Annotated in this window: 8 protein-coding genes and 1 pseudogene; 1 reads left to right on the forward strand and 8 read right to left on the reverse strand. The window is 32.7% G+C overall.

The annotated features are described in order from the left end of the window. The first annotated feature begins 94 nt into the window (after positions 1 to 94). Positions 95 to 445, forward strand: coding sequence for a DUF5658 family protein (locus NEH74_RS13180; RefSeq protein WP_055305441.1), 351 nt, complete (start codon positions 95 to 97; stop codon positions 443 to 445). A gap of 44 nt (positions 446 to 489) precedes the next feature. Here NEH74_RS13180 and NEH74_RS13185 read toward each other — a convergent pair whose 3' ends face one another. The 8 genes and pseudogenes from NEH74_RS13185 to NEH74_RS13220 form a co-directional block, all read right to left on the reverse strand. Next, complete coding sequence (locus NEH74_RS13185) at positions 490 to 693, reverse strand: heavy-metal-associated domain-containing protein (RefSeq protein ID WP_055305442.1); 204 nt, start codon at positions 691 to 693, stop codon at positions 490 to 492. Between the two features lie 20 nt (positions 694 to 713). Next, a complete protein-coding gene (locus NEH74_RS13190; protein ID WP_055305443.1) occupies positions 714 to 3,146 on the reverse strand; it encodes a heavy metal translocating P-type ATPase in 2,433 nt (810 codons plus the stop codon). Between the two features lie 16 nt (positions 3,147 to 3,162). Next, entirely contained in the window at positions 3,163 to 3,429 is a 267-nt protein-coding gene (locus NEH74_RS13195) for a metal-sensing transcriptional repressor (protein ID WP_055305444.1), read from the reverse strand. A gap of 119 nt (positions 3,430 to 3,548) precedes the next feature. Further along, positions 3,549 to 4,337, reverse strand: a pseudogene (locus NEH74_RS13200) (ZIP family metal transporter). A 187-nt stretch (positions 4,338 to 4,524) separates the two neighbouring features. Continuing rightward, a complete protein-coding gene (locus tag NEH74_RS13205) occupies positions 4,525 to 6,753 on the reverse strand; it encodes an EAL domain-containing protein (protein ID WP_055305445.1) in 2,229 nt (742 codons plus the stop codon). Between the two features lie 58 nt (positions 6,754 to 6,811). Continuing rightward, positions 6,812 to 8,098 (reverse strand): MATE family efflux transporter, encoded by a 1,287-nt coding sequence (locus NEH74_RS13210; protein ID WP_055305446.1) that lies wholly within the window; start codon positions 8,096 to 8,098, stop codon positions 6,812 to 6,814. A gap of 74 nt (positions 8,099 to 8,172) precedes the next feature. Continuing rightward, a complete protein-coding gene (locus NEH74_RS13215; RefSeq protein WP_055305447.1) occupies positions 8,173 to 8,964 on the reverse strand; it encodes a hypothetical protein in 792 nt (263 codons plus the stop codon). A gap of 66 nt (positions 8,965 to 9,030) precedes the next feature. Next, the gene (locus NEH74_RS13220) at positions 9,031 to 9,471 is read right to left on the reverse strand and encodes a DUF2726 domain-containing protein (RefSeq protein ID WP_237257989.1); all 441 of its coding nucleotides are present in this window, start codon (positions 9,469 to 9,471) and stop codon (positions 9,031 to 9,033) included. Positions 9,472 to 9,855: the final 384 nt, after the last annotated feature.

Raw genomic sequence — 9,855 nt, forward strand, 5'->3', positions numbered from 1 at the left:
GTTTAGTGTTGACAATCCATAACTTATCTCCCAGAATAATATACTGATTTATAACCCAAAACAAAGAAAATAGTAAAAAAATAGGTGATTAATCATGTTTAACTTTATTCGGCGATACCAACTCCCAAATTTAAAAATCAAACTCCTAATTCTGTATCTTCTGAATATTAGTGATATTAGCTTAACAATTATCTTGGTTAATACCGGGCTCATTATTGAAGCTAATCCACTAATGGCAAATATTATTACCAATTCTATAGCCACATTTTTTATTAAGGTTCTTTTACCTGCGGTCCTATTTGTATATCTTTATATTCGTTTAAAAACAGCAACAGTAAAAATGATTAAACTTACTAACTACTGTCTCATTGGCTTACTTGGATTTTATCTCATTATTAATGTTCTTCATTTAGTTTGGTTTCTAATGTTACCTTTCTTTGGATAAAAAAGAAAGCTATCTCATTCGAGATAGCTCATCAGTTTCTTCTATTAGTCAATTCCAAGTACTGTATATCCAGCTTCATCAATGGCTTGTCTGATTAATTCATCAGTTACCCCTGTCTCAACTAAAACAGATTGAGTTCCTAAATCAACTTGGATATCTGTTGTATTTTCTAATGCTTCTAAAACCTCTTTAACATGTGCGACACAATGCCCACAACTCATACCTTCTAATTGAATTTTCTTTTTCATTTGAATACCTCCTTTTAAGTTTATGCTTTAAATCGTCGTAATCGTAAAGCATTTAATAAAACAGAAACTGAGCTTAAGCTCATGGCAGCTGCTGCAATCATTGGATTTAATAATGGGCCACCAAGTAAGTGTAATAATCCCATCGCAACTGGAATTCCTAATACATTATAAGCAAATGCCCAGAATAAATTCTCTTTAATATTACGAATGGTTGCTTTACTTAACTTAATAGCTGTTGACACATCCATTAAATCACTCTTCATTAAAACAATATCAGCTGATTCAATCGCAACATCTGTTCCACTACCAATGGCGATTCCAATATCAGCTTGTGCTAAGGCTGGCGCATCGTTAATTCCATCTCCAACCATTCCGACTTTCACACCAGTTTCTTGTAACTTTTTCACTTCATTTGCTTTATCAGCGGGTAAAACTTCTGCTAAAACTAAATCTATTCCAACTTGACGTGCAATAGCATCTGCTGTTTTTTGATTATCACCAGTAATCATGGCAACTTTAATTCCCATTTGATGTAACGTTTCAATTGCTTTTTTACTGCTCTCTTTTACCGTATCTGCCACTGCAATAATTCCTGCTAACTGACCATCAATTGCCATATACATTGGTGTTTTCCCATCATAAGCAAGCTGATCCGATGTTTCACTTAATGAGGATACATCAATAGTCTTTTCAATCATTAACTTTTTATTACCAAGTAACATCTGTTTACCTTGGATACCCACTTCAATCCCATGTCCAGGGATTGCATTAAATGATTGTAATTCACATAGTTGATATCCACGATCAATAGCTGCACGTACAATCGCTTCTCCAAGTGGATGTTCAGAACCCTTTTCAGCACTCGCCGCATAAATTAATAACTGTTCTTCTGAAAGATTTGTGGTCACGATATCTGTTACCTTCGGTTTCCCTTCTGTGATCGTGCCTGTTTTATCAAAAATGAGTGTTGATAATTTATGAGTCGTTTCTAACGCTTCTCCACCTTTAATTAAAACACCATATTCAGCACCTTTTCCTGTCCCAACCATAATGGCTGTAGGGGTTGCTAATCCTAATGCACATGGACAAGCAATGACTAATACCGAAATAAAAATCGATAAGGCAAAGACACCTGTTTCACCAGCTAATAACCATGCAACTGATGAAAGAATCGCTAATCCAATAACAATCGGTACAAAGTAAGCTGAAATAATATCAGCCATTTTTGCAATCGGTGCTTTTGACCCTTGAGCATCTTCTACTAACTTGACGATTTGTGATAAAGCTGTATCACGTCCCACTTTAGTCGCTTTATATTTAATAAATCCAGTTTTATTAATACTTGCTCCAATAACTAAGCTACCAACTGTTTTCTCAACTGGAATGCTTTCTCCTGTTAACATTGATTCATCAATCGCTGTACTTCCTTCAATAACTTCACCATCAACCGGTAACTTTTCACCTGGTTTCACTAAAACAAGATCCCCAACCACCACTTCTTCAATTGGAACTTCTAACTCACGGCCATTTCGCTCAATCGTGGCTGTTTTTGGTGCTAATCCCATTAGAGCTTTAATGGCCTGTGAAGTTTTACCTTTTGAGACCGCCTCTAAGTATTTTCCTAGTGTGATTAAGGTAAGAATAACAGCAGCTGATTCAAAGTATAAATGCATCGCATAGCTTGCATCACCTTGTGTAATCTTATAAATTCCAAACACACTGTAGAAAAAGGCAGTTAGTGTTCCAATCGCAATTAACGAATCCATATTTGGACTTAGTTGAATTAAATTTTTAATTCCAACTTGATAAAACTTATAGCCTGCCATAACAACTGGTAAAGTTAAAATCAATTGCACTATCCCAAAGTTAAATGGATTCATCATTGGATCAATCAAATGAGGAAGTGGCATTCCGACCATATGTCCCATCGAAATAATTAAAAGTGGTACAGCAAAAATTAATGAAATGATAAAGCGTATTAGTAACTTTGAAGCTTCATCATGCTTTTTCTCTTCTCCTTTAATCGTATCTTCTTCTGAAACTAATTGAAAGCCAGCCTTTTCAACTGCTGCTTTCACTTGCCCATAACTCGCTACATCTGCATCTAACTTAATGGTTAATTTTTCAGTCGCAAAATTAACAACAGCTAATTCAACACCCTCAATTTTTTGTGTCACTCTCTCCACTCGATTAGCACAAGCTGAACAGGTCATTCCTTCAACTTTGAAGGTATAATCTTTTATATTTTTCTTCACTTTAAAACCTGCTTTTTCAATAGCCGCCTCTACTTGTCCTAACTCAACCGCTGATTCATCATATTCAAGGGCTAACGTTTCTGCCGCAAAGTTCACTGCGCCTTTTTCGACTCCATCAAGCTTATTAACGATACGCTCAATGCGGTTCGCACAAGCAGAACAGCTCATTCCTTCGATTTTCATCGACACTTTCTTCATTCTAAAACCTCCCTTTCTATTTACTCATTGCTTTTTCTAAAATTGCCATAATCTCATCAATCTTCTCTTCACTTCCACCATTTAAACAAGCCTGTGTAACGCAATGATTTAAATGCTGCTTTAAAATTAATAAATTCGCACGTTTTAAAAGAGCTTGTGAAGCTACAATTTGATTTGAAATATCCATACAATATCGTTCATCTTCTATCATTTTTACAATCCCATCAATTTGTCCTCTGGCTGTTTTTAATGATTGTAATGCTTTTTTTCGTTCTTCATTCATATAGTCATACCTCCTACCCCCCGGGGGGGTGTATAAGAATATTATAATCATAATTTTAGTGTTGTCAATTATCCTCTTTTTTACAAATTAAAAAAACTTGATTTATTCAATCAAGTTTTCTAACCTAAAGCAATATCTAAAATCATCATAATGAGGAAGCCTATCATAACTCCTAATGTTCCTGAATCTGAGTGTTCTCCTAATTGGGCTTCTGGAATTAATTCCTCAACTACAACATAAATCATTGCACCTGCGGCAAAAGCTAAGAACCATGGCATAATACTAATAATTGATTTAACTAAAATAGTACCTAATATACCTTAAATCGGTTCCACAATTCCTGATAAGGCACCAAAAGCAAAGGCTTTTTGAGTACTAACCCCTTGTTTGCGTAATGGCAAAGAAATAGCAGCTCCTTCAGGTAGATTCTGTAATCCAATTCCAATCGCCAAAACAAGTGCCGCACTTAAACTAAGTGAGCCTCCCTCTCTGGCAGCTAAAGCAAATGACAGACCAACAGCCAATCCCTCCGGAATATTATGTAAGGTCACAGCTAAAAATAATAGCGTCGATTTCTTTAATTGAGTCGAGGGACCTTCTGTTAATCCACTCATTAGATGCAAATGAGGTAACATTTTATCTAATATATATAAAAATAACCCACCTAAAATAAAACCACCCGCTGCAGGAATCCATCCAATCTTTCCCTGTTCTTCAGCCATTTCAATCGCAGGAATCAAAAGTGACCATACTGAAGCAGCAATCATCACCCCAGCAGCAAAACCTAAACAAATTCGTTGATAAAACGGACTAATTCCATTTCTAAAAAAGAAAACAAAAGCTGAACCTATTACTGTAGCTAAGAATGTAATCATTGTCCCTATAAAAGCTAATAAGATAGGATTCATTTTCTTATCTCCCTCCTCTTCAACTACAGTTCGCATATACTAGCTACTTATTTTTATCATAGCAGATGATTATTAGATCCACAACCGCAATAGGAATAAAACGGTAACTATTACTTTAAAAAATCCTTAGAAAAGTAAGCAGCATTAACTTACCTCTCTAAGGATTAGTAATTATAAACGTTGATTCTTAAAGAAAATCATCTCGTTGGATTTTATCTTCAAATTCTGATCTTGGCATTGGCTTTGCATAAACATATCCTTGAATGAGGTCACAACGCATTTCTTTGAGAATCTTAACTTGCTCTTGAACTTCTACTCCCTCACAGACAACAGCAACACCAATTCGCTTAGCTAAATCAATGATTCCATGAACCAATTCCTTACTTTTAAAGTTCGTCTCAATATCACATAAAAATGATCGATCAATTTTTAAAATATCAATATCAACCTGCTTTAGGTTACTAAACGTTGAACTTCCAGTTCCAAAGTCATCCATTGATACTTTCATACCAAGTTCATGAATAGCTTTAATTTTTTCATTAATTAATTCTACATCATTTAATGCAGTTGTTTCTGTAATTTCAACTTCAATTAAACATGGATCGATTTGATAACGAGAAATGACTGATTTTAAAAATAAAATTAAATCCGACTGATATAACTCGACACGAGATAAATTAATTGAAATAGGAATACTCTCAATACCTTTTTGCTTTTGTTCAGCTAACATCGAGCACACTTCATTAAACACCCATCTTCCAACAGTAATAATATCTCCCGATTTTTCAGCAATAGGAATAAACAATGCTGGACTAATAAATCCCCGATCTGGATGGAACCAACGAACTAGTGCTTCAGCACCTACGATTTCCTCTGTACAAGGATTTACTTTAGGTTGATAAAATACTTGGAAATGTTTAGAAATTAATGAAGGTTTTATCTCTTGCTCAATTAATTTTAAATCCATTTTATTTTTAAATAATTTATCATCAAATAAGTAGTAACGCTTAGATAAATTTTTCTTAGCATGTAAACGTGCCATATCTGCATGGTCAATTGCACGCTGGATATTTAATTCACTATTATCAAAATAATACATCCCTATACTTGCATTCAATGGATTCTCTATAATCTGTTGACTTGCTAAATTAACAATACTTTGAATTGTAGCTGGAATTAATTTCTCTTCATATTTAATTCTTGTATCAAGCATTAAAATAAAAACATCATTAGATAATCGTCCAAAAATAGTTGATGGATGAAATTCCGCCTTTAACCGAAAAGCAATTTCTTTTAAAAGTTGATCCCCTTTACTATAGCCATAAATTTCATTGATTAATTTAAAAGATTCTAAATCAAACACCACTAATGAATAATACGTTTGGTTTGAACGCTTTAGCACAGATTCAACTTTCTTCATAAACCCATTGTTATTTAATAATCCTGTCACTGAATCATAAAATGCTAACCGTTTAATATACTCTAAGTTATCTTTCTTGATCTTTATAACATAATAATAAATACACAAAAATAATATATTAATTAAAATGACGACACACCATGTCAGTTGTTTCATGTGTTGAATCTTAGTAGCCAATACTTCTGGATTAGCCGTCGTTAAAATATACCAATCACTTACATTATCAATTTTCTGATAATTAATATAGCTAGTGTTTCCATAATTATCTTCCCACTCAATACTTTGACTATGATTAGTCGACAGAATATACTGTGAATTACTAGGAGCAGGTAAATTAATATAATAGTCATTAAAGGAATTTACAACAAAATTATTATTATAATTATTAGAAAGAATAACTTCACCGTTATCACCCACAACATAAACGTCCGTACTTGATCCATACATTTGACTTAAAATAATTTTATTTAATTCTTCAACTGTATTTCTTCCACATAAAACTCCAATGACTTGATTATCTTTTTGAATAGGAACGGCATAGACAATGATTCGCTTACTGTCAAATTGACTAGTAATTGGGTTTGAAATATTACTTCTTCCACTCATTGCAAGTCGGAAAAAGCTTCGATCACCGTAATTTCTCTCTATTCCATCCGTTGATCGAACAGTTCCATCAGCCTTAGCTAAATATAAAGCATTAAATATTTCTGAACTTAAATCTTGATTTAAAATATCAAACTCAAATGTTGAATCATCTCCAACCTTTTCAACTACAACACCTGCTAAAAACTCTAGCTCTTTTATCTTCGAAGTTAAATGTTCGTCAATTGCCTTTGCCATATGACTTGAAACTTCAAGGCTTTCTTTTCGATAATCACTAACTAGCATCTCTTCAAAATATCGCTCAATGGTTGCTCCTATTAAGCTAATTATCGTCATTACAAGAATAACAACAATGATAAAATTTTTCTTTACTGATTTATAACTCTGACCCACTTCTTATCATCCACCTAGCTACCAAAATCAAAAACCTTCATACCTGGTTCCTATTTTACTATAAACATGGTGGAATTTGGAGATATTTGTCTAGATTTATTTTAAGTTTTAGTTTCATGATCCTTGATAATATAAAATAAATCATAGCAAGGATCACGTAAACAATCCATAAAGATTTATACAATTGAGCAAACAAATAGATAAGTAGATATCCTATACTATAAATAAGTAATGTAGTTTTTAAAATCCACTTCTGTTCTCCTAAAGTCTGAAGTGTATATTGATAAATTGTTAACATATTATTAAAAATAAAAAGAATAATAACCATTGGAAAGTACTTACAAAAATACTCTAATAATAATTTTTGATTAGTAATTAAATTAATAATAAAATTCTGATTTAAAACAAGAAAAACTGAAATTAAAGCATATAATCGAATGGACCTAGTAATCGCTTGCTGATGAATTGGAACAATGCATTTTGGATTCTCACTGACAATCGTCAAGGTTGCCTGTGCATAAGCATACATTGGCATCCATGAAATCTGTAATAAATTATTAATTAGTTGATAAACCGAGACCTCAAGAAGCCCAATACGTGAGATTAACGCTCCTAATACTACAATTAAAATGGTATTTTCTAAAAATTCTTGAACCATCATTGGAAAGGCATATTGAAGATTTTCTTTAATTAAAGAAAATCTAAATAATGGTACCTCCCATCTGATTTCACATTTCAATAAAACAAGGTATATAATAAGATTTAAAATGAGTGCTAAAACAGATCCAACTGCATTTCCAATCATCCCCAAACCTAAACCATAAACAAAGAGCAAATCAAGAATAACATTACTGATTGTGGCAACTGTATTCCCAATTAAAATATATTTAGTTCGATTTATTATTTTTAAATAGCTTGAACAAGTGAATAATAACAGATTTAATCCAATAGAACTACTGAATATATACGCATAGTTCAATGATTCTTCTAGTACTTGCGCATTTAATTGATAAATCTGTTGAAAGATAAACTTTCCACCAAAGGTTATAAATCCAAAACCTAGTAGTCCTATTAATAAACTTAATATGACCTGAGTTTCAAGATATTTTCGAAACAATGATTGATTCTGATAAACTCGTGCTCCTAAAATATTGAAGCTAATTGAAGTTGCACCTAATACCCCTGTCACACTATTAATAAATCCAGCTACAATTCCAACTGCAGCAAAACTTGTTATTGATAAATGGCCCATAACAGCTTGATCACAAAGACTAATAACTAGTGATACAACATTACTTAAGATTAATGGTAAAGCTAATTGATTTAATTGATCTTTCTTAAACATATAAGTCCCCTTCTTTTCAATTTTCTAGAAAAGAAGGGTTAATTCATCCAGCAAATTCATTTTAATCCGCCTCCTTAATGATCTTTACTGTACTCCAGAAAACTTCGACTCATTTCAATGACTAAACTAACAACAGAGATAACGATTAACACTCGACTCGATACATACCAATCGATTGTCCAGTTTGAATGACTAAAAGAAAATAACGTTGTAAAGAATCGTTCATTAAATAGCGTTTGATTTAACATCATCATACAAAATAAGAAACAGGCTGACACTTTATACACTAATTGAAATATAAGCAGTTTGAATGACCATCGTCCTAACATTAACTTACACCAATAATAAAGTAGACCAAATCCATAAATAATAAAAATTAACGGGTGATAGCCCCTTAAAACAGAGACATTGAATAATGGCTCCATTATTTGTAGCTGTCCATTCAAAACATGATAACTCGCAATCCATTGAGGTTGAAAACAGATGAGCCAAATCAAAAAGACAATTCCAATCATGTTAAAAAGACAATCACTTTTAGAAATATATCCATGATTTTTATCCCTTTTTAGGACGAGATTTTCTAATGAATCAATATCAATTCCATCAATCGGAAACGAGCAGATCTTCAGCAAAAAGAAAACAACAGTTACCCAAATAAATGAGATGATAAGCGCATGAATTAAAGTTATTAATATATGAATACATAGACCTATGATTTGAGAGAAAATCCCTTCCAATCCAAACTCAAAATGAGCTAATTGAACAAAAAAAGTAATCGTCATCAGTACAGTCGGTACTATCGTTAATACAAGCTTCAAAATCACTTTATACAAACGATACAACTGCTCTCCTAAGAACCCCTTCATTTAAAGTATCCCCCTTCATCGTATGATGACTTCATTTAATACTATATGAAGAGATTTATTTAATTATTATAAGAAAGGTTCTGTTTGTTTACAACGAGGATAATTTACACAACCATAAAACTTTTGTCCTTGATTCATTCCTCTTCTAGTTTCACGAACTACCATCTCTATTTGGCACTTCGGACAAACTGGAACACGCTCATTAACCTTTGATACCTTTTTAGACTCATCTGCTTGATTAAGATATTTTTTTAATTCATCCTGTAATGTTGAAACAATATAGGACTGACTCACCTTAATATGTATAAGTGGTAATTTTGCTGCTGTGAAAATCTGATTGACAAACTCATCTCTCAGTTGTCGATTTTCTCGTGCATGTGTCGAATCATCTAATTCAATTGCTACAATTGGTTTTAGTGTATCGCGATCACAAATTAAGAAATCAACATGCTTACGATTAATTTTATTCCAATATTTCGTTCTTTCTTTATAATCTCTAATATTCAAAAAAACAAATCCCCTAAAGATACCTTTGTAAAAACTGTAACTGATTCATTCTCTAAAACTAACATAAGTACTTTATAAAATGATAATTCTGTAGATGATAAAAAATCGTCCCTTAACCGATAAGGTAGCTTTATCTCACTTGCCTACCTCATTTGCGGACTAACCTCTTTAGACAAGATCCCAAATATCCGTAGTATACTTCCTAAACATCCTATATTTTGATTCATCACATATCTCCCCTCTTCTTGAATATAATTTTACTTTTTTTTACATATCATTGCAATCGAGTAGGAGATAATTAATTAATTTAATCATCGTCCTCTCACACCACCGTACGTACGGTTCCGTATACGGCGGTTCTATTTTATCTCTAAATATGAACGG

Source organism: Turicibacter sp. GALT-G1 (assembly GCF_025594995.1).
In the GTDB taxonomy this organism is placed as follows: Bacteria; Bacillota_I; Bacilli_A; order MOL361; family Turicibacteraceae; genus Turicibacter; species Turicibacter bilis.

Bases quoted from the DNA above. Each gene is read 5' to 3' on its own strand.
- NEH74_RS13180 (WP_055305441.1), top strand. From the start codon at position 95: ATGTTTAACTTTATTCGGCGATACCAACTCCCAAATTTAAAAATCAAA.
- NEH74_RS13185 (WP_055305442.1), bottom strand. From the start codon at position 693: ATGAAAAAGAAAATTCAATTAGAAGGTATGAGTTGTGGGCATTGTGTC.
- NEH74_RS13190 (WP_055305443.1), bottom strand. From the start codon at position 3,146: ATGAAGAAAGTGTCGATGAAAATCGAAGGAATGAGCTGTTCTGCTTGT.
- NEH74_RS13195 (WP_055305444.1), bottom strand. From the start codon at position 3,429: ATGAATGAAGAACGAAAAAAAGCATTACAATCATTAAAAACAGCCAGA.
- NEH74_RS13210 (WP_055305446.1), bottom strand. From the start codon at position 8,098: ATGTTTAAGAAAGATCAATTAAATCAATTAGCTTTACCATTAATCTTA.
- NEH74_RS13215 (WP_055305447.1), bottom strand. From the start codon at position 8,964: ATGAAGGGGTTCTTAGGAGAGCAGTTGTATCGTTTGTATAAAGTGATT.